We start from the raw sequence: 18472 nt of genomic DNA on the forward strand, positions 1-18472 counted from the left end.
GATGAAGCTGCTATACCTCGTACTCAACAAGGCCGCCGATGAATGGAAACGGCCACCGCGCGAGTGGGCCGAGGCAAAAACCCAGTTCGCCGTGATCTTCGGCGAGCGGTTCGTCATCTGATGACGATAACCGGCCTCGCGCACAAAATATCTGACAGTCCCCTGACGAGCAGCTCAAAGCCCAGCACTTTGCACCATTTGGCGTACCAGTCTGTCAGAAAATGCTCGTAACGGCAGACAACGGAATTGAGCATAGCGTCCCCCCTGCACCGCACCCCATAGACTGGCGAGTGCCGGCCAGCAAGTCGTGCGAAATGGAGGTCGCCCCATGAGCTTCGGCCTTTCTCTAGGGCTTAGCCTTTCTGCGCGCGCAAGCGGCACGCCCAAACACGATCGGCCGCTCGTTGCGCTGGAAATAGACCGCAACGCCGTGATCATAAATCTTCGACTGACGCGATAGAGGGATATCGTCCTGTCGCAGCTCCATATTGAAGCTGAGCACCGGTAGCCGCCCTCCCATCTTCCGCACCTCGGTCAACAAGAAATCGCAAGCGCTCGCGATGGTTTTGTCGCAAATGCCGACGCTGGCGGGATACGCGAAGGCGATCGGCCCGTCGAAGCCGATCGCAAGGCCGGCATAGACAAGCGCCATGCCGAGATACATGGGATTGCGGGTCCACCGGTAAGGACCGGTCGTGGCAATGAGGGTCGTTGGCTGCGACGGTGGAACGCTGGTGCCCAGCCGCCGGAACAGCCCCGCCGCCGCAAGCATCGTCGCGCCGCCGGCAATGAACAGCAGCGCCCCCGTCGCGGCCAGCAACCGCCAGTCGATACCAAAAGAGCGCAGGGTGAAGAACCGCTCCGCCGCCAGCCCCAAGAGTAGCGCGCCCAAATAGACGAAGGGCGGAGGGCAGCGCACGCCCGCGCTGTCCGGTTCGACGGTCATGCCCATCTCCAATCTTTGTTCTCTCAAACCAGCATCGACTGCTGGGCGGACAAGCCCGCCGTCGCGCGGAGCCACATTTGCCGGATCAGGCCGTGCAAAAGCCAGGGACGGCGATCTTTTGGAACAGGTGCGGTCTGGCCTCGACCGATGACGGATATGCTGGAAGTTTCGCGAGGAACTCGGGATCAGTGAAGGCGGCGCGGACCGCCTCGGTGGATTCCCACACCACATAGTTCAGATAAGTCGGGCTATCGCCGATCACTCGATGCAGTTGCATGGAAATGAAACCCGGTTGCTTCGTTATGATCTCGGCAGCCGCCCTGAAAGCGTCCAGGAACCCGGCTTCGTCAGCGGGATCGACGACCGTAAAGAGGTTTATAAGCACGAGAGGCGCTGCCGCGACACCGAGTTGGCGGTCAAACGGAAATTTCTCGTCGAGAGGGATGAATGGTTTTGCGGCGGGCATGTTGGCGCTCCCGTCTATCGTGAAATTGAAGCTGGCGTGATCGATGCTGCTTGCTCTCAAACCAGCATCGACTGCTGGGCGAAGATGCCCGCCATGGCGCCTTGCCATGTTGCCGTGGTGACCGAGGGCAGGGTGGGGTTGGTGATGTCGCCCGCGGCGTAGATGCCGGGCATGCTGGTCTCGCGGCGCTCGTCAACCTTGAGGACGATGCCGAGGGGCGTATCGACCGTGGCGAGACCCAGTGCTTCATGCAGACTTGCGGACGGCTTGTTGAGCGGATGCGCGAACAGGATATCGACCGAGACCTTGGAACCGGTATCGAGCATGACGGCCGCCCCATGGTCCCCGTGATGGGCGATCCCGGCCATCCGGCCATCGACGACGGGGATCCCGCGGCGCGCCAGATCAGCGCGGACATCGGATGGAATGTCGTGACCATCGGCCAGGACCGTCAACGTGTCGGTCCAATCGTGGAACAGTCTGACTTGATTCATCGACTGCGGGCCGGACCAGACGAAGCCCCAATGCTGACCAGCAACTTCGAAGCCGTCGCAATAGGGACAGGGTATGATGGACCTGCCCCAGCCTTCGGCATAGCCCGGAACATCAGGCATCTGGTCGACCACGCCATAGCTCAGGATCAGGCGGCGCGCGCTAAGGCTTTCGTTGTCGTCAGTGACGACGCGAAAGTCGTCGATCGTGCCGGAGAGGCTCTCGGCCCGCGCATTTACCAGCCGGATCGCTGGATAGCGCGTCAGTTGCTCCCGCGCCTCGGCCAGGATGTCCAGCGGTGGCTTGTGATCGTGGCCTAGCATGCCATGCGAATGGCCGGCGAAGCGGTTGCGCGGCCGACCGGTGTCGAGGACCGTGACCTTGCGGCGAGCACGGCCGAGCTGCAGGGCGGCAGCGAGACCGGCAAAGCTGCCGCCGATGATGATGACGTCTTCCATGGGAACATCCATTCTTTGGCTTGCACATTTATGAAACTGCGTGGTATCGTAATTCAGGAATTAGGATACTGTCAAGGACCGAAATTGTGATGACCGAAAAAAGCCGGGTGCGACGCGGCCGGCCCGTCAACGAGGCGCTGGGCCAAACCATAGTCGACGCCGCGGGCGAACTCTTTGCGGAATTGGGTTTTCAAGCGACGACATTGGACATGGTCGCCCAGCGGGCGAAGATATCCAAGCTCAGCATCTATCGACACTTCGAGAACAAGGAGGCGCTGTTTGGCGCTGCCTTTGCGGCCCGCTGCCATCAGTTTATACCACAAGCCCTTTTCGAAGGCGTCGATGGTTCGGCCGAAGATCAGCTCATGGCGGTGGGAACATCATTGCTTCGCACACTGTTGCGCCCGGGCGTCCGCAGTGTCGAAGCCATGGTCATGGCCGACAGCCCCAATCAACAGGCGTTGAGCAAGCTCCATTACGAAGCCGGCCCCGCCCACATCATCGCTCAAATCGAGGCCTTGCTGCGTCAGTTGCACGCGAAGGCGGCTCTGAACGTGCCCGATCCTCTCCAGTCCGCCCGCTTGTTTGCCGCGCTTTTCAAAGGGTCCGATCTCCTGATCATCGCACGCTTCGACGAAGCGAGAGCAGAGGACGACAACGAGATCGAATCCTATTGCCGATCGGCCGTCGCCATGTTCATCGCCGCGCACGGTGGTGCGGGCCACGCCGGCGGATAGCCTGGACGAGGATCCTCGATGGTCTGATGCTCTGGAAACAGGGCTATCGAGATCGAAGGGGAGGGGAGAAATTGCACGCTGGCGCGCGCAGCATCGCGCCATGCGTGGAAAAGACGGTGGCTCCCCGAGTAGGATTCGAACCTACGGCCATTCGATTAACAGTCGAATGCTCTACCGCTGAGCTATCGGGGAGCAGTCGGGGTTTCCCCCGACGAGGGGGCGCCTATAGCAGCGCCATTCTTAAGATTGCAAGAGCGTCAGGAGATAAATTGCTCGGCGGCGATGCGATCGTCCAGCGTGTGCTCCGGATCGAACAGCAGGGTGAGCGGCATGGCGAAGTCGATGGCGATCTCGACCTGTGCGACATCGCGCACCTCTCGTTGGTCTGCCACGGCGGAAACCGGCCGTTTGACGGGATCGATGACGCGCATCTTCACGCGCGTGCGCTCGGGCAGGATCGCGCCGCGCCAGCGACGAGGGCGGAACGGACTGATCGGTGTCAGCGCGACGAGACCGCTATCGAGTGGCAGGATCGGCCCTTGCGCCGAGAGATTATAGGCGGTCGAGCCGGCCGGCGTGGCGACCAGAGCGCCGTCGCAGACCAGCTCGGGAATGACGACGCGGTTGTTGACCGACACTTCAAGCCAGGCCGTCTGGCGCGTCTCACGCAGCAGCGAGACCTCGTTGATGGCGGGCAGGGCGATCTGCTCACCCGTGACGCTCGTCGCCAGCATGCGCAGCGGATTGACCTTGAACGCTTTGGCGCGGTCCAGCCGCTGGTCGAGTCCGTCGAGCCGCCATTCGTTCATCAGAAAGCCCACGGTGCCCAGATTCATACCGAAGATCGGCACCGTCCGGTGGTTCTCCAGCATGCCGTGCAGGGTCTGGAGCATGAAGCCATCGCCTCCCAGCGCAATGACGGTATCGGCCTGGGACAACGGCACGAACGTCGAGACGGCCATCAGCCGCCGTGCCGCTTCCTGCGCCGATTCGGTCGGCGAGGCGAGGAGAGCCAGCTTGCGCTCCACGATTGCTATCCGCCCGTCACGCTCATGTGGCGGCGTGTCGAGGGACTGGCGCCCCTCGCCACGTTGAACTGGTGCGCGATCGGCTTGGTGGCGAGCGCGCGATCGAGCAGCGCATCGATGCCGGCGACGCCCTGCTCACGGAAAGCCGCCTTGAGATCGACATGATCCTCATGGCCCAGGCACATGTAGATGCGGCCCTGGCAGGTAAGGCGCATGCGATTGCAGTCAGCGCAGAAATTGTGGGAGAGCGGCGTAATGAGGCCCAGACGTGTCTGCATGTCCGACAGGGCGAAATAGCGCGCGGGTCCGCCGGTGCGCTCGTCCAGCGGGATCAGGTCGTGCCGCTCGCGGATCGGCGCGATGGCCTCGATCAGCGGCAGGAAGCGATCCGAACGATCATCGGCGACCTCGCCGAGCGGCATGGTCTCGATGAGGGTGAGGCCGAAGCCCTGCTCCTCGCAATAGTCGAGGACCGGCAGCACCTGATCCTCGTTGACGTTGCGAAGCGCGACCATGTTGATCTTCACCTTCAGGCCGGCCGCACGCGCCGCCGCAAGACCATCGAGCACCTTGGCCAACTCGCCGCCGCGCGTGATGTGCGCGAAGATTGCGGGATCGAGCGAGTCCAGGCTCACGTTGATACGGCGCATGCCGGCATCGAACAGCATCTCGGCGTGACGCGCGAGCTGCGTGCCGTTGGTCGTCATCGTAAGCTCATCGAGCGCGCCGGATTTGACATGACGCCCGAGGGCATAAGCGAGATCGGCGAAATCGCGGCGCACCAGCGGCTCGCCTCCTGAGAGGCGAATGCGCCGGATGCCGCGCGCAATGAAGCGCTCGGCGATGATCGCAATTTCTTCCAGCGTGAGGATTTCCCGACGCGGAAGGAACTGCATGACCTCGTCCATGCAATAGCGACAGCGCAGATCACAGCGATCCGTCACGGAGATGCGCAGATAGTCGATGCGCCGGCCGTGACCATCGCGCATGCCGCTCGCCGTTGCCGGTCCAGTCTCGATTGCGTTGATCATACGCATGAATTAGGCGATGCCTGTCAAAGGCGCAACCTCGGCGCCCAAAATTGGAACAGGTCGCAGCCGCCTCGATGTCGGATTCTCGCCCAACAACGGACGGCACTGCCGATGCCGCGTCCGGTCTGACGGACGATGCCGACGCGCTGCCGCTGTTCATCCTCTCGCCGGGCCAGCGCGACGAACTTTCGCTTGTCGCAAGCCGACTGGGCTGGAAACCTGTGGCTGCACGGAGCCGGGAACGGGCCGAAAGCCGCTATCTGGGCAGTCTTGCGCGCACGGCCCTGGTCGATCTACGCGGCTTGGGGCCGGATCAGGCGCGGGCCGCGGTTGCCGGCCTTGCCGATGCGGTGGAAGCGTCCGGCGGAGCCATGCTCATCCTGATCGAGGATGCAGGCGCACCACACGTCGCAGAACTCGTGCGGGCCGGGGCGACACACTTGCTGGACGGCGAGATCAACCAGGCACGGCTCGAAGTTGCCTTGCGGGCGGCCGACAAGCTGGCCGAGCGCCTGATCGGCAGTCTGGCGGCGGCGCGCAACCGGCATGCCGTGCAGCGCAGCGATGCGCTGTTCTGGCGTTGGAACGGGGCGGAGCGGACGCTGGCGATCAGCCCGGCCCTCGCCAAGCTGCTGGAACTCATGGCGCCGGGCGTGGATCATAGCCGCTGGACGATCAGCGACCTTGTGCGCGCCCTGCCGCGTCCCGACCGCGCCGGTGCCATTGCCGCGATCCGTCATGCTGTCGATGACCTGATGCCCGCCGCCTTCGCGCACAGCGTGCCCGATCAGGCGCGCCGCCTCGTCCAGCATCTCTATCCGGACTCCAAGGGATTCAGTGGCGAGGTCGAGGAGCTGGATACGCATCGCCGGCCGGATTCGCGCGATCGCGATCCGATGACCGGCCTCGGCAGCCGACAGGGTGCCGTGCGCTGGCTGGATCATGTGCAGGCCGAAGGACGGCGTCCGGTCGTCCTGCTCATCGGGCTTGGCGAGTTCGACCGGGTGAACAGCGCTTATGGCCGGCTCGTGGGGGATGCGATGCTGACGCGCGTTGCCATGCGCATGACGCGGCTCGTCGATGCGATGGCAGCCCGTGACGCGCTTGTCGCCCGCCTGACCGGCACGGATTTCCTGATCGGACTGGCAGGCGAGCCGGGCGGAGGGGAGCCCCAGGTAGAGCGTGCCGCGCTGCTGGCGCGGCAGCTCATCGCCGAGATCAGTCGGCCATTCAACGCCGGCGATTTCCTGATCCGCCTGACAAGCCGCTGCGGCATCGCGATCGGGCATCCGGGCGATCCTGCCGAGCTTGTGCTGCGGCGCGCCAGCAATGCCCTCGCCGATGCCCGGCGTGGGGGCGCGCAGGGCGGCATTCGCATCCGGGTCGCTGACGACAGCAGCCGGATCGTGGACGACGATCGCCTTCACAACGACCTGCGCTATGCACTCGACAGCGGACAGATCCAGATCCTCTTTCAGCCGCAATATAACATGGCGAGCGACGGTATCGTCGGCGTCGAGGCGCTCGCGCGCTGGCAGCACCCGCATTATGGCGAGATCGGCGCGGGCGCGCTGTTCGCTATTGCCGAGCGCTCTGATTTCATGCTGCCGCTTTCGGACCATATCCATGCCCGCGCGCTGTCGGAGGCTGCGGCCTGGCCGGCGGCGCTGGGTCACTTGCGACTCGCGGTCAATGTCACGGCGGCCGATATCGCGGAGCCGGACTTCCTGACGAGTTTCCTGCGTCTGGTCGATGAGTCCGGGTTTGCACGCGATCGCCTGACCGTGGAGTTGACCGAGAGCGGGCTGGTCGAGGATCTGTCGAGCGCATCGCTCCTGTTGATGCAATTGCGCGAGGCGGGCCTGGCTGTTGCCGTGGACGACTTCGGAACCGGCTACTCCAGCCTCGCCTATCTGAAGGCGCTGCCGCTCGATTATCTCAAGATCGACAGCAGCATTGCCCGCGACATTACCGGCAATGGCCGCGATCGGATCATCGTGCGGGCCATCATCGACATGGCGCGCTCGCTCGATCTCGGCGTGATCGCGGAAGGCGTGGAGACCGAGCAGCAGCTTGCCTTGCTCGCGCGCGCGGGCGCTACTTGCTATCAGGGCTTCCTGCGCTCGCCGCCCGTGACGAGCGAGGTGCTTGCGGGGCTGGTGGCCTAACGCACCTTCGGCTTAATCGCGAACCAGATGATGTGGCGCGGTCCCTTGCCGTTCGTCCGTGCGCGAACCGCGACTTCTTCGACCACGAATCCGGCCTGGGACAAGCGGCGCGCAAAGGCATTGTCCGGCGCCGCAGACCAGATCGCCAGCACACCGCCGGGCCTCAACGCGCTGCGAGCGGCGGCCAGCCCCCGCGCCGAATAGAGTCGGTCATTCTCGATGCGCGTCAGCCCGTCCGGACCATTGTCGACGTCGAGCAGGATGGCGTCATAAGTCGCGGTGCCGGCTTCGATCAGGGCGGCCACGTCATCCTCGATCACGCGCACGCGCGGATCGTCGAGACAATCGGCGGCCAGTTCGGCCATCGGCCCGCGCGCCCAGGCGAGGATCTCCGGCACCAGTTCGGCGACCGTGACCTGTGCCTTCGCATCGAGCCGCGCGAGCGCCGCGCGGAGCGTGAAGCCCATACCATAGCCGCCGATCAGCAGATGCGGCGATCCCTGCCCCCCGAGCCGGTCGCAGGTGAGCTCGGCCAGCGCGATCTCCGAGCCGTTCATGCGCGTGCTCATCAGTTCGTTTCGGTCGAGCACGATCATGAAGTCGCCACCGCGCCGGAAGAGCCTTAGCTCGACGCCGCCGGGGACTGCCGCCGTTCCGATCAGTTCGCGCGCTTGCATAAGGGCCTTTCGCTTTTGCCGGGGGTTTACGCTCAGGTCGCGTCTCGTCATAGGGCCGCCATGCGATATTTCCTGGATACCGAGTTCAACGGCTTTGGCGGCGCGCTGATCAGTCTGGCCCTGGTGCCCGAATTTGGCGACGAGGAATTCTACGTCTCGCTACCTTTGCCGGACGAGATACATCCCTGGGTCGAGCAGCACGTCATCCCCTATCTGCGGTTCGTACCGCCGGCATTGGACTATGAACTGAGCCGCGAGCATGCGGCGCATCATCTGGAGGTCTATCTGGCGAGCGATCCCGATCCGGTGATCGTCGCCGACTGGCCGGACGATCTCGCGCATTTCTGCCAGATCCTGCTGACCGGGCCGGGTGAGATGATCGCGCTGAACGGCCTGCGGCTCGAACTGATCAACGGCGTCGGTTTCAGTTCCGCCATGAACAGCAAGGTCCCGCACAACGCGCTGCATGATGCGCGTGCGCTGAAGGACTTCTGTCTCGGATAGCCCGCGTCAGGCGGCCTGGCGGAATTCCAGCTCCAGCCGGTCCCAGATCTCGACCAGCGCCGAGACCAGCTCGCGCATCATCTCTTCCGAGTGCGAGGGGCCGGGCGTGAAGCGCAGCCGCTCGGTGCCGCGCGGCACGGTCGGATAATTGATGGGCTGCACATAGACGCCATATTCGGCGAGCAGGATGTCGCTGATCCGCTTGGCCTTGACCGGATCGCCGACCATCAGCGGCACGATGTGGGTGACCGAAGGCATGACCGGCAGGCCCTTTTCGGCCATTTCGGCCTTTAGGAAGGCTGCGGCCGCCTGTTGCTGATCGCGCTCGACCTGGCTGCCCTTGAGGTGACGGACGGCGGCGAGCACGCCGGCGACCAGCACGGGCGAGAGCGAGGTCGTGAAGATGAAGCCGGGCGCATAGCTGCGGATTACGTCGATGATGACCTGATCGGCCGCGATATAGCCGCCCATGACGCCGAACGCCTTGCCCAGCGTGCCCTCGATGATGGTGACGCGGTTGGCGACCTCGTCGCGCTCGGTGATACCGCCGCCGCGCGGGCCATACATGCCGACGGCATGGACTTCGTCGCAATAGGTGAGGGCGTTATACTCGTCGGCGAGATCGCAGATTTCAGAGATCGGCGCGACGTCGCCGTCCATTGAATAGACGCTCTCGAAGGCGATGAGCTTGGGCGCATCCGGATCGGCCGCTTCCAGCATCTCGCGCAGATGCGCCAGGTCGTTGTGGCGGAAGACCTGCTTCTCGCAGCCAGAGTTGCGGATGCCCGCGATCATCGAGGCGTGGTTGAGCTCGTCCGAGAAAATGATGCAGCCGGGCAGGATCTTGCCGAGCGTCGCCAGCGTCGCTTCGTTCGAGACATAGCCCGAGGTGAAGAGCAGCGCGCCTTCCTTGCCGTGCAGATCGGCAAGCTCATGCTCCAGATCGACGTGATAATGCGTGTTGCCGCCGATATTGCGCGTGCCGCCCGAGCCGGCGCCGACATCGTGCAGCGCTTCTTCCATCGCTGCGATCACCTTGGGATGCTGGCCCATGGCGAGATAGTCGTTCGAGCACCAGACGGTGATCGGCTTCGGCCCGTTATGCCCCGCGAAGCAGCGCGCATTGGGGAACATGCCCTTGTTGCGCAATATGTCGATGAAGACGCGGTAGCGGCCTTCGGCATGCAGGCGCTCGATCGCCTGATTGAACACGTGCTGATAATTCATCGTCGGCAGCAACCCTGTCTCACTTCCGCGCCTCTAGCGAGCTATCGCATGGAAAGCCACTGATAATGGCTCGCAGAATTTCCACTCTCTCTGATCGCTTCGGCATCAAAGCGCCTTGACTCGCGTCAAGCCGAAGCCGGCCAGCGCGGGGGTGAGCGCTTCGACCCAGCTGTCGATGCGCGTGAACACGGCGATCCCCTCGGGGGGCGCATCGGGCCAGGGCGCATCACCGTTCAGATAGGCGATCCGCCGCGCAATGCCCTCGCCGCCGTCGAGAAAGGTCAGCGGACGGGGAGCGGCTGCTGCCAGCTCATCGCGAACCAGTGGGAAATGGGTGCAGGCAAGGACGACCATGTCCATGCGCTCTCCGCCCGGCTGATCGAGCAGACCCGCGAGGGCGTCGGCGGGAATGGCGGGGTCGGCCGGCTCACCGCGCAACCGCGCTTCGGCATAGGCGACCAGGGCGGCGCTGCCATGGCGCAGGACGGTGCAATCGGCGCCATGCTCGGCGGTCAGGCGATCGACATAAGGCTGGCGCACGGTCGCCTCGGTGCCGAGCACGCCGATGACGCGGGTCTTCGAGGCGATGGCGGCAGGCTTGATTGCCGGCACCGTGCCCACCACCGGGATGTCGAGAGCGGCGCGGACATGAGTCAGCGCAATGGTTGCGGCCGTGTTGCAGGCAATGACGGCGATACGCGGCCGATAGCGCTCGACGAGGCGGCCCAGCAGCGCCGGGACGCGGGCGGCGATCTCGGCATCGCTCTTGGTGCCATAGGGGAAGCCGGCGCTGTCCGCGGCATAGACGACCGGGATATTCGGAATGAGGGTCTTGGCGGGCGCGAGAATCGAGAGGCCGCCGACCCCGGAATCGAAGAAGAGAACGGGCGCGTCTGGAGGGGTGCTGGCGTCGGGCATCAGCCTACCTTGTGGCGGAAGGGCGGGGCAGTCAATCGCGGCATCCGAGGCAGGCGGCGCCAAACATATTGAGTCCTCACCATCATTCGGTCAGTAAAGAAACAAGGTAAAGGAGAGGTGAATGATGGCGGATGCCCTGGTGTCGGAGCGCGATCAGGTGATCGGGATGATCACGGGCGCCTGGAAGACGCAGGTCATCGGCGAAGGCGTGAAGCTCGGCCTGTTCGACAGGCTGGGTGATGGCCCGATGGCGGCTTCCGCGCTCGCGTCGATGGCAGGCGCCAATGAGGATGGCGTCATGCGGCTGCTGCGCGGCCTCGCGACGCTCGGCCTGCTCGAGCATCAGCCCGGCAATCGCTTCGCCTTGACGCCGCTCGGACACTATCTGCGCCGCGACACGCCGGATTCGCTGAACGGCATGACCGGTCACTGGGCGGACAGGATGTGGAATAGCTTCGCCGGCATCGGTCAGAGCATCCGCACCGGCGAGGCCTCCGCGCCTTCGGGCATCGATCATTTCGCCGAGCAGCAGGCCGATACCGGTGCTGCCGATGTGTTCAACCGGGCGATGGCGGAAGGCAGCTTGCGCGTGGGCCGGGCACTGGCTCGCGCCTATGATTTTTCGGACTGTCAGCTGCTGATGGATGCGGGCGGCGGCTATGGCGCCTTGCTGGTCGGGCCGCTGGAAGCCAATCCGCACCTCTCGGGCCAGATATACGATCTGCCGAGTCTTTCCGGCGTCGCGACTGCCTATCAGGCAGAGCAAGGCGTCGCGGATCGCGTTCGCTATGTCGGCGGCTCCTTCTTCGAGACGGTACCGGCGAGCGCCGACTGCGTCCTGCTCAAGTTCATCCTGCATGACTGGAACGACGCCAATTCGCTGACCATCCTGCGGCATTGCCACGCGGCGATCGGCGAAGACGGCCGCATCCTCGTGATCGAGCGCATAGTGCCGGAGACTGTGAGCCCAGCCGATCAGGACGTGATCCGCGGTGACCTCACCATGCTGACGGTCGGCGGCAAGGAGCGCACCGAGGCGGAATATCACGCTCTGCTGGGCGAAGCGGGGCTGCGCATCACGAAGATCGTGCCGATCGATGCGGGGTATTCCGCGATCGAGGCGCGGGCGGCCTGATCAGCGCGGCTGAAAGGCGATGATGCTCATGCCCGCAAGCGCGACGGCGACGCCGGCCCAGTCCCAGTTCGTCGGCCTGACCCCATCGACGGCCCAGAGCCAGAGGATCGCCGCGCCGATATAGACGCCGCCATAAGCTGCATAGACGCGGCCAGCAGCGGTGCCGTGCAGGGTCAACAGCCAGGCGAATAGCGCGAGGCTGATCGCGGCTGGCAAGAGCAGCCAGGGCGACTTGTCGCCCCTGAGCCAGAGCCATGGCAGGTAGCAGCCGATAATCTCGGCGAGGGCGGTCGCCGAATAGAGCAGGAATGTCTTCATGCCATCGGCTGCGCAGGGTCAGTCGTGGGCTGGCTCGCGCAAGCCCGCCTTGCGTTCCGCCGACTGGATCGTGTTTTCCAGCAGCATGGCGATGGTCATCGGGCCGACCCCACCGGGGACGGGCGTGATGTAGCTCGCCTTCTTGCGCACACCCTCGAAATCGACATCGCCGACGATCTTCCCATCGGGCAGGCGATTGATACCGACGTCGATCACCACCGCGCCGGTCTTGACCATCTGGGGGACGATAAGGTTCGGCACGCCGGCCGCGACGACGAGGATGTCGGCGAGGATGGTCCACTGGCCCAGATCGCGGGTCTTGGCGTGGCAGATGGCGACGGTCGCGTCACGCGCCATCAGCATGAGCGCCATCGGCTTGCCGACGATGTTCGACGCGCCGATCACGACGACATTGCGGCCCTCGATGGGGATGTCGCTATATTCGAGCAGATGCATGACGCCATAGGGCGTGCAGGGCGGGAAAATCTGGCGGCCGACGACGAGCGCGCCGACATTATAGAGGTGGAAGCCGTCCACATCCTTTTCCGGCGCGATCGTCTCCAGCACTTTGGCCATGTCGATATGGGCGGGCAGGGGCAACTGGACGAGGATGCCGTGAACATTGGGATCGGCATTGAGCTTGCCGATCAGGACCAGCAGCTCCTCGTTGGTGATGCTGGACGGGTGGCGATGGCTGATCGACTTGATGCCGACCGCCTCGCACGCCTTGACCTTGCGGCTCACATAGATGCTAGACGCGGCGTCGTCTCCGACCAGTACGACCGCGAGGCCCGGCGTCACGCCGGTCGCCTGCAGCGCCTCGACTCGCGCGCGCTGCGCTTCACGCATTTTCAGCGCGACAGCCTTGCCGTCGATGAGCTTGGCGCCAGTCTGCTCCGCCTTCAGGGCCGTCGAAGTCACGGGAATCGTCCTTTCATCTCAAAGCCTGTTGGCGGACAGGGTGGGATTCGAACCCACGGTGAGCGCAAACCCACGGCGGTTTTCAAGACCGCTGCCTTAAACCACTCGGCCACCTGTCCGCATGCGGCCCCGTGCAGGGCCGCGCTTGCGAGCGGGCCTAGTCCAAAGCGCGACGGGAGGGAAGGGGCGAGCGTGGGCCGAGCCGAGCGCTGGATCGGGGCCGGGGCGGCACGGCGCGCCTTGCCTCGCCGATAAAGTCTGCCACTATAAGGACATGTCCGTTCTCCGCTTCCCGCTTCGCCAGCTCCGTCTCGTCAGCCTGGCCGCTCTGGTCTGCCTTGCGGGCGGACAGGGAGCGCATAGCCAGCAGGTGACCAATGCCGGCGCGCCGCTGCCGTCCTCGACGGCGGCGGTCGGCGCCGAAACGGCGAGCGGATTCGCGCGCTATCTGGAGGGGCTGCGGCCCAAAGCGCGGGCCAAGGGCGTCAGTGATGCGACCTTCGACCGGACGATCGCCGGGCTGACCTTCAATCCGCGCGTGGCGGCGCTTGATCGGGGCAATCTGCCGGTTGCGGACAATGCGCCGATCCCCGATTTCGAACCCTATCGCCGGAAGCACATTGATGCCTCGAAGATTGCGCGGGGGAGAGCCGTTTATTCCGCCAACCGTGCCCTCCTGACCGGTATCGAGCGCGACACGGGCGTGCCGGAGTCCATCATGGTCGCCATTTTCGGCCACGAGACGAATTACGGGACGATCACCGGCGATTTCGACCTGCTGCGCTCGCTGGCGACGCTGGCTTATGAGGGGCGCAGGCGCGAGCTGTTCGAGCCGGAGCTGCTCGCAGTCATGCAGATGATGCAGCGGGGGATTCCGCGCGAGCGGCTGGTAGGGAGCTATGCCGGGGCGTTCGGCTATCCGCAGTTCCTGCCGACCGTCTATCTGCGCGACGCTCGCGATGCCGATGGCGACGGTCAGCCCAATATCTGGTCGAGCCAGGCGGATGCGCTGGCCAGCATCGCGAATTATTTCGTCCGGGCCGGATGGCGCAAGGGCGAGCCCTGGGGCGTCGCGGTGCGCGTGCCCGCCGGGTTCGACCGGTCCGAGGTCGTCAACCGCACCGTCGCGCCGCGCTGCCGCCGCGTGTTCGAGCGGCACAGCCGCTGGCTCAGCATGAAGGAATGGCAGGCGCTGGGCATCACGACCGTCAGCGGAAACTGGCCGCGCGGCGAGATACAGGCCAGTCTTTTGGAGCCGGATGGCCCCGGCAACACTGCATACTTACTCACTGGTAACTATCGCGCGATATTGGACTATAATTGTTCCAATTTTTACGCGCTGTCAGTGGGGCTCCTTGCAGATGAGGTCGGGCGGTAGGAAGATTTTCGCGGCAGTGCTGGCGCTCGCGCCGCTCGCCGCCTGTGGCATGATCGATGGCCGGGACGACAGCCGTCCGCGCGAACGACTTGCCGTGAACCTGCCCGGCGAAGGCATCCGGACACCGGCCGCATCCGACAGCGCCTATGACGCCCTGCCTGAAGCGCCGATGGCACCGGACGAGCCGGTGCATCTCGTGACGCCGATGAGCGACGAGCGTGTTGTGGTCGGCGATCCCTACATGATCGACGGCAAGGCTTATGCGCCGGCCCCGGCCGCGACCTATGACGAAGTCGGTTACGCTGCCGTGCTCTGGGAAACCGCCGATGGCCGCCACACCGCCAATGGCGAGGCCTATGTGCCCGGCGCGATCAGTGCGGCGCACCGCACCTTGCCGATGCCGAGCTATGTCGAGGTGACGGCGCTCGACACCGGCAAGACCATTCTCGTGCGCGTCAACGATCGCGGGCCGCTGCTGAACGATCGTGTCATCGCGCTTTCGCCCGGCGCGGCGCGTCAGCTCGGCCTGACCGCGATCGACGGGACGTCCGCCGTCCGCGTGCGCAAGGTCAGCCCGACCGAGCAGGACCGGCAGGTGCTGCGCAATGGCGGCAAGCTCGCCGAGCGGATCGAGACGCCGGCTGGCCTGCGCACGGCCCTGGTGAAGCGCCTGCCGAGGGCGCCGGTGCCGCTGGCGGGACCGGTTCGCACGCTCGCGGTGATGCCGCCGCTGGCCGCTGCCGCACCGGCGCCTCAGCCTGGCGCAAACGAACCGATCCGCAAGGTCGTGCCCGTCCAGCATTCGCGCCCGACACCCCGGCCGCCGGTGCCCCGCCCCGCGGCTGCGCCGCCTGCCGAGCGTCCGGCTCCCGCCCCGGCGCCCTTGGCCCGTCGCGGCGGCTATGTGGTTCAGATCGCGGCACTTTCCTCGCGCGCCAAGGCCGATGCGCTGGCGCGCTCCGTAGGCGGCTACGTCATGCCGATCGGTAGCCTCTTCCGCGTCCGCACCGGTCCCTTCCCAACGGAAGCGGCCGCGAGCGGATCGCTCGGTCAGGTCCGCGCCAAGGGCTATGCAGAGGCGCGCCTGATGGCTAATGACGCTCGCTGAGCGCTGGCGTCGCCGCGCTCGAATGTTCGTCATGACCGGATTTCTCGATGCGCTCTTTCCTGCCGTTTGCCCTGGCACTCCCGCTTCTCGCGACGAGTGCCGCGGCGAGCACGCCAAGCTATAACAGCACTGCTCCCGTCGCTTACATGATCGACCTGGCCTCGGGCCGGGTGCTGTTCCAGCGCGATGCCGATCGGCGCATCCCGCCCGCCTCCATGGCCAAGATGATGACGACTCACGTCGCCTTCAAATTGATCAAGGAAGGCAAGCTCAAGCTCAACCAGAGCTTCACCGTGCGCCCGGAAACCTGGCGCAAATGGCATAGCCAGGGATCGACCATGTTCCTGGCCGTAAATGAGCAGGTTTCGGTCGAGAATCTGCTGCACGGTATCGTGACGCTCTCCGGCAACGATGCCTGCGTCGTCCTGGCCGAGGGCATTGCCGGCTCGGAAGAGGCTTTCACCGATCTCATGAATGCCGAAGTCAAGCGGCTCGGCCTTTCCAACAGCCATTTCGGCAACAGCAATGGCTGGCCGGACGAGGGGCGCACCTATGTGACCGCCCGCGATCTCGCTGTGCTCGCGCGCGCCACGGTCGAGGAAACGCCGGATCTCTATCGGCAATTCTATGCGACGACCTCGTTCACCTGGGGCAAGACGCTCGGCAGCGGCGCCGCAATCAGTCAGGCCAATCGCAACCCGATCCTCGGCAAGATCACCGGCGCCGACGGTCTCAAGACCGGTCACACGGAGGAAGCCGGCTTTGGTTTCACCGGATCGGCCGTTCAAAATGGCCGCCGTCTGGTCATGGTCGTTGCGGGTCTGACCAGCTTCAATGGCCGCATCGACGAGTCGGTGCGGTTCATGGACTGGGGCTTCAAGGCCTGGAAAGTGCGGCCGCTCGCCAAGAAGGGCACGGTGATGGGCGAGGCGCAGGTGCAGGGTGGCTGGTCGCGCAGTGTCGAACTCGTGGCGCCGCGCGATCTCGTCGCGACGATCCCTTTGTCCGCCAATGGCCCGGTGAAGGGCCGCATCGTCTATAACGGCCCGATCAAGGCGCCGATCGAGCAAGGCCAGCCGGTCGCGCAGCTGATCGTCGATGCCGGCGATGGTACGACGCAGTCCTTGCCGCTGGTCGCCAATGCGGCCGTGTCCGAAGCGGGCTTCTTCGGCCGGCTCTGGACCGGCTTCCTCTCGCTGTTCGGCTGAGCCGGGAGTGCCTCGCGGCCGCTTCATCACGCTGGAGGGCGGCGAAGGCGTCGGCAAGTCCACTCAGGCGCGTCTGCTGGCAGCGGCACTGGCCGAGCGCGGCATCGAGACCGTACTGACACGCGAGCCGGGCGGAAGCGAAGGCGCGGAGGCCATTCGCGGGCTGCTGCTCTCGGGTGCTGCGGATCGTTGGACCATCCGCGCCGAGGCGCTGCTGTTCGCTGCCGCACGGGCCGATCATGTCGCGCGGACCATCCTGCCAGCGGTCGAGGCCGGCAAATGGGTGATCTGCGACCGGTTTCTCGATTCGAGCCGCGCCTATCAGGGCGTCGGCAATGTGCTGAGCGATGAGGACATCATGGCCCTGCACGGCGTCGGCTCTGCCGGACTGCTGCCGGATCGCACCCTGCTGCTGCGCCTGCCGCTCGGGGAGAGCAGCGAACGGGCGGGCGTTCGCGATGCCGGCGAGGCCGATCGCATCGGCGGGCGCGAGGCCGATTTCCATAGTGCGGTCGCGGCTGCCTTCGAGCGCTTTGCCGATGCGGAGCCGGCGCGTTTCCGCCGGATTGACGCAAGCGGCTCGGTCGAGACGGTAGGTGCGCGCCTGCTCGATGCGCTCTCCGACTGGCTGCCATGACCGACTGGCTCGGCCATGATGCGCAGATCCAGACGTTGATCACGGCCAGCGGCGAGGCGCGGCTGCATCATGGCTGGATCTTCGCGGGGCCGAAGGGCATCGGTAAGGCCGGCATTGCCTATGATTTCGCCAAGCGGCTGCTGGTCTCGGGCGCGGGGCGCAGCGTGCTGGCGGACCGACTGGCGCCGAATGATGACGACATGGCGGTCAAGCTGCTGGCATCCGGCGCGCATCCCGATTTCATGCGGCTCGAGCGTCTGGAACGGGACAGCAAGGGCGGCGAGGGCGGAACGCTCGCGCGGAACATCACGGTCGATCAGATTCGCGGCCTTGCCCGGCTACTCCATAGTGCTCCGGCGCTGGGCACGCGGCGGGTCGTGCTGATCGACAGTGCCGACGACCTGGAGACCGGCGCCGCCAACGCGCTGCTCAAGAGCCTCGAAGAACCGCCGGCCGGCGCCGTCTTCCTGCTCGTCGCGCATCGGCCCGGACGGCTGCTGCCGACGATCCGCTCGCGATGTAGAATGATGCGTTTTCAGACGCTTGATGATGACGTCATGACGATGGCGCTGGCCCAGGCGCTGCCTGAGGTACCCGCTGCGGAGCGTGCCCGGCTGATCGGCCCGGCCGAAGGATCGCCCGGTCAGGCGGTCGCAACGCGAGAGCTGGACCTACCGGCGCTGGAGCAATCGCTGGAGACGGTCGCGCGGGGCGGCCACGGTGCGGACACCGAACGGGCGCGGCTCATGAGCGCGCTCTCCGGCGTCGCCGCGCGGCCACGGCTCGAAGCGTTCGTGGAGATGGTCCCGAAGTTCATCGCTCGGCGGATGCGCGGCGCTGGTGGCCCAGCGCTCGGGCGTGGGATCGGCGCCTATGAAGAAGCGCAGCGGCTCGGGGCAGGGGCCGTAACGCCGTTGCAGCTCGAACCCGGCGCCTTGGTCTATACGCTGTGCGAGACGGTGATGGATCTGGGGCAAGAGCGGGTCTGAGGGAATGCGTGCTCCCGCGAAGGCAGGAGCCCATCATTCAGCCGACAGCTTCATTCGCCTTGGGTCCCTGCCTTCGCAGGAGCACGACGATGTCTTGTTAGGCTAGGAATCGCCGGTCCGCACAGC

The 18472-nt window shown here is 65.3% G+C and carries 19 protein-coding genes and 2 tRNA genes; 9 read left to right on the forward strand and 12 right to left on the reverse strand.

Going from position 1 to position 18472, the window contains the following annotated elements; all coding sequences use genetic code 11:
- Nucleotides 1-346 precede the first annotated feature (346 nt).
- The 3 genes from KM135_RS19785 to KM135_RS12180 form a co-directional block, all read right to left on the reverse strand.
- The gene (locus KM135_RS19785; protein ID WP_246606030.1) at nucleotides 347-946 is read right to left on the reverse strand and encodes a methyltransferase family protein; all 600 of its coding nucleotides are present in this window, start codon (nucleotides 944-946) and stop codon (nucleotides 347-349) included.
- Nucleotides 947-1031: 85 nt separating this feature from the next.
- The gene (locus KM135_RS12175) at nucleotides 1032-1412 is read right to left on the reverse strand and encodes an antibiotic biosynthesis monooxygenase family protein (RefSeq protein ID WP_221714301.1); all 381 of its coding nucleotides are present in this window, start codon (nucleotides 1410-1412) and stop codon (nucleotides 1032-1034) included.
- A 56-nt stretch (nucleotides 1413-1468) separates the two neighbouring features.
- Nucleotides 1469-2362, reverse strand: coding sequence for an NAD(P)/FAD-dependent oxidoreductase (locus tag KM135_RS12180; protein ID WP_221714302.1), 894 nt, complete (start codon nucleotides 2360-2362; stop codon nucleotides 1469-1471).
- Between the two features lie 89 nt (nucleotides 2363-2451).
- On the opposite strand from KM135_RS12180, the gene KM135_RS12185 reads away from it, so the two are divergent.
- A complete protein-coding gene (locus KM135_RS12185) occupies nucleotides 2452-3099 on the forward strand; it encodes a TetR/AcrR family transcriptional regulator (protein WP_221714303.1) in 648 nt (215 codons plus the stop codon).
- A 117-nt stretch (nucleotides 3100-3216) separates the two neighbouring features.
- Here the strand turns inward: KM135_RS12185 and KM135_RS12190 are convergent.
- The 3 genes from KM135_RS12190 to moaA all read right to left on the reverse strand — a co-directional run bounded on the left by KM135_RS12190 (nucleotide 3217) and on the right by moaA (nucleotide 5164).
- Nucleotides 3217-3291: transfer RNA gene (locus tag KM135_RS12190), tRNA-Asn, on the reverse strand.
- A gap of 65 nt (nucleotides 3292-3356) precedes the next feature.
- The gene (locus tag KM135_RS12195; protein ID WP_221714304.1) at nucleotides 3357-4127 is read right to left on the reverse strand and encodes an NAD kinase; all 771 of its coding nucleotides are present in this window, start codon (nucleotides 4125-4127) and stop codon (nucleotides 3357-3359) included.
- A 5-nt stretch (nucleotides 4128-4132) separates the two neighbouring features.
- A complete protein-coding gene (moaA, locus tag KM135_RS12200) occupies nucleotides 4133-5164 on the reverse strand; it encodes a GTP 3',8-cyclase MoaA (protein WP_221714305.1) in 1032 nt (343 codons plus the stop codon).
- A 68-nt stretch (nucleotides 5165-5232) separates the two neighbouring features.
- Here moaA and KM135_RS12205 point away from each other — a divergent pair, with 68 nt between their 5' ends.
- A complete protein-coding gene (locus tag KM135_RS12205; RefSeq protein WP_221714306.1) occupies nucleotides 5233-7326 on the forward strand; it encodes a putative bifunctional diguanylate cyclase/phosphodiesterase in 2094 nt (697 codons plus the stop codon).
- Here KM135_RS12205 and KM135_RS12210 read toward each other — a convergent pair.
- Entirely contained in the window at nucleotides 7323-8003 is a 681-nt protein-coding gene (locus tag KM135_RS12210; protein WP_221714307.1) for a spermidine synthase, read from the reverse strand. The two genes, KM135_RS12205 and KM135_RS12210, sit on opposite strands and share 4 nt — an antisense overlap.
- A 60-nt stretch (nucleotides 8004-8063) precedes the next feature.
- Here KM135_RS12210 and KM135_RS12215 point away from each other — a divergent pair, with 60 nt between their 5' ends.
- Nucleotides 8064-8507, forward strand: coding sequence for a hypothetical protein (locus KM135_RS12215; protein ID WP_221714308.1), 444 nt, complete (start codon nucleotides 8064-8066; stop codon nucleotides 8505-8507).
- Nucleotides 8508-8513: 6 nt separating this feature from the next.
- On the opposite strand, the gene hemA is transcribed toward KM135_RS12215, so the two are convergent.
- Nucleotides 8514-9734: a 5-aminolevulinate synthase gene (hemA, locus tag KM135_RS12220; RefSeq protein WP_221714309.1), complete on the reverse strand. Its 1221-nt coding sequence runs from the start codon at nucleotides 9732-9734 to the stop codon at nucleotides 8514-8516.
- A gap of 105 nt (nucleotides 9735-9839) precedes the next feature.
- On the reverse strand, nucleotides 9840-10652 hold the full coding sequence (gene murI, locus KM135_RS12225; protein ID WP_221714310.1) for a glutamate racemase: 813 nt from the start codon (nucleotides 10650-10652) through the stop codon (nucleotides 9840-9842).
- Nucleotides 10653-10773: 121 nt separating this feature from the next.
- Between murI and KM135_RS12230 the strand changes: the two genes are divergently transcribed.
- Nucleotides 10774-11787: a methyltransferase gene (locus KM135_RS12230; protein WP_221714311.1), complete on the forward strand. Its 1014-nt coding sequence runs from the start codon at nucleotides 10774-10776 to the stop codon at nucleotides 11785-11787.
- Here the strand turns inward: KM135_RS12230 and KM135_RS12235 are convergent, their stop codons facing one another.
- The 3 genes from KM135_RS12235 to KM135_RS12245 form a co-directional block, all read right to left on the reverse strand.
- Nucleotides 11788-12105 (reverse strand): YnfA family protein, encoded by a 318-nt coding sequence (locus KM135_RS12235; RefSeq protein WP_221714312.1) that lies wholly within the window; start codon nucleotides 12103-12105, stop codon nucleotides 11788-11790.
- Between the two features lie 18 nt (nucleotides 12106-12123).
- A complete protein-coding gene (gene folD / locus KM135_RS12240; protein WP_221714313.1) occupies nucleotides 12124-13026 on the reverse strand; it encodes a bifunctional methylenetetrahydrofolate dehydrogenase/methenyltetrahydrofolate cyclohydrolase FolD in 903 nt (300 codons plus the stop codon).
- A 29-nt stretch (nucleotides 13027-13055) separates the two neighbouring features.
- Nucleotides 13056-13145 (reverse strand) — tRNA-Ser (locus tag KM135_RS12245).
- 155 nt (nucleotides 13146-13300) lie between these two features.
- Between KM135_RS12245 and KM135_RS12250 the strand changes: the two genes are divergently transcribed.
- The 5 genes from KM135_RS12250 to KM135_RS12270 are packed head-to-tail and all read left to right on the forward strand — an operon-like array spanning nucleotide 13301 to nucleotide 18346.
- A complete protein-coding gene (locus KM135_RS12250) occupies nucleotides 13301-14404 on the forward strand; it encodes a lytic murein transglycosylase (RefSeq protein ID WP_221714314.1) in 1104 nt (367 codons plus the stop codon).
- Nucleotides 14388-15512, forward strand: a complete 1125-nt coding sequence (locus KM135_RS12255; RefSeq protein ID WP_246606032.1) for a septal ring lytic transglycosylase RlpA family protein — start codon at nucleotides 14388-14390, stop codon at nucleotides 15510-15512. The genes KM135_RS12250 and KM135_RS12255 overlap by 17 nt, the downstream gene beginning before the upstream one ends.
- A gap of 47 nt (nucleotides 15513-15559) precedes the next feature.
- Nucleotides 15560-16720, forward strand: coding sequence for a D-alanyl-D-alanine carboxypeptidase family protein (locus tag KM135_RS12260; protein ID WP_221714315.1), 1161 nt, complete (start codon nucleotides 15560-15562; stop codon nucleotides 16718-16720).
- 7 nt (nucleotides 16721-16727) lie between these two features.
- Nucleotides 16728-17357 carry a dTMP kinase gene (gene tmk, locus KM135_RS12265; RefSeq protein WP_221714316.1) on the forward strand — a complete coding sequence of 210 codons (630 nt, stop codon included), beginning with the start codon at nucleotides 16728-16730 and terminating at the stop codon, nucleotides 17355-17357.
- Nucleotides 17354-18346 (forward strand): AAA family ATPase, encoded by a 993-nt coding sequence (locus KM135_RS12270; protein ID WP_221714317.1) that lies wholly within the window; start codon nucleotides 17354-17356, stop codon nucleotides 18344-18346. The genes tmk and KM135_RS12270 overlap by 4 nt, the downstream gene beginning before the upstream one ends.
- Nucleotides 18347-18472: the final 126 nt, after the last annotated feature.

The sequence above is a fragment of the Sphingobium xanthum genome (genome assembly GCF_019737615.1).
Lineage (GTDB): Bacteria > Pseudomonadota > Alphaproteobacteria > Sphingomonadales > Sphingomonadaceae > Sphingobium > Sphingobium xanthum.

What these genes read in the sequence shown, in the direction of transcription:
- KM135_RS12235 (WP_221714312.1), bottom strand. Translation starts at nt 12,105, where the DNA reads ATGAAGACATTCCTGCTCTATTCGGCGACCGCCCTCGCCGAGATTATC.
- KM135_RS19785 (WP_246606030.1), bottom strand. Translation starts at nt 946, where the DNA reads ATGACCGTCGAACCGGACAGCGCGGGCGTGCGCTGCCCTCCGCCCTTC.
- KM135_RS12175 (WP_221714301.1), bottom strand. Translation starts at nt 1,412, where the DNA reads ATGCCCGCCGCAAAACCATTCATCCCTCTCGACGAGAAATTTCCGTTT.
- murI (WP_221714310.1), bottom strand. Translation starts at nt 10,652, where the DNA reads ATGCCCGACGCCAGCACCCCTCCAGACGCGCCCGTTCTCTTCTTCGAT.
- hemA (WP_221714309.1), bottom strand. Translation starts at nt 9,734, where the DNA reads ATGAATTATCAGCACGTGTTCAATCAGGCGATCGAGCGCCTGCATGCC.
- KM135_RS12180 (WP_221714302.1), bottom strand. Translation starts at nt 2,362, where the DNA reads ATGGAAGACGTCATCATCATCGGCGGCAGCTTTGCCGGTCTCGCTGCC.
- KM135_RS12185 (WP_221714303.1), top strand. Translation starts at nt 2,452, where the DNA reads ATGACCGAAAAAAGCCGGGTGCGACGCGGCCGGCCCGTCAACGAGGCG.
- KM135_RS12230 (WP_221714311.1), top strand. Translation starts at nt 10,774, where the DNA reads ATGATGGCGGATGCCCTGGTGTCGGAGCGCGATCAGGTGATCGGGATG.
- KM135_RS12205 (WP_221714306.1), top strand. Translation starts at nt 5,233, where the DNA reads ATGTCGGATTCTCGCCCAACAACGGACGGCACTGCCGATGCCGCGTCC.
- KM135_RS12255 (WP_246606032.1), top strand. Translation starts at nt 14,388, where the DNA reads ATGAGGTCGGGCGGTAGGAAGATTTTCGCGGCAGTGCTGGCGCTCGCG.
- KM135_RS12270 (WP_221714317.1), top strand. Translation starts at nt 17,354, where the DNA reads ATGACCGACTGGCTCGGCCATGATGCGCAGATCCAGACGTTGATCACG.
- KM135_RS12250 (WP_221714314.1), top strand. Translation starts at nt 13,301, where the DNA reads ATGTCCGTTCTCCGCTTCCCGCTTCGCCAGCTCCGTCTCGTCAGCCTG.
- KM135_RS12210 (WP_221714307.1), bottom strand. Translation starts at nt 8,003, where the DNA reads ATGCAAGCGCGCGAACTGATCGGAACGGCGGCAGTCCCCGGCGGCGTC.
- KM135_RS12215 (WP_221714308.1), top strand. Translation starts at nt 8,064, where the DNA reads ATGCGATATTTCCTGGATACCGAGTTCAACGGCTTTGGCGGCGCGCTG.
- moaA (WP_221714305.1), bottom strand. Translation starts at nt 5,164, where the DNA reads ATGCGTATGATCAACGCAATCGAGACTGGACCGGCAACGGCGAGCGGC.
- KM135_RS12260 (WP_221714315.1), top strand. Translation starts at nt 15,560, where the DNA reads ATGCGCTCTTTCCTGCCGTTTGCCCTGGCACTCCCGCTTCTCGCGACG.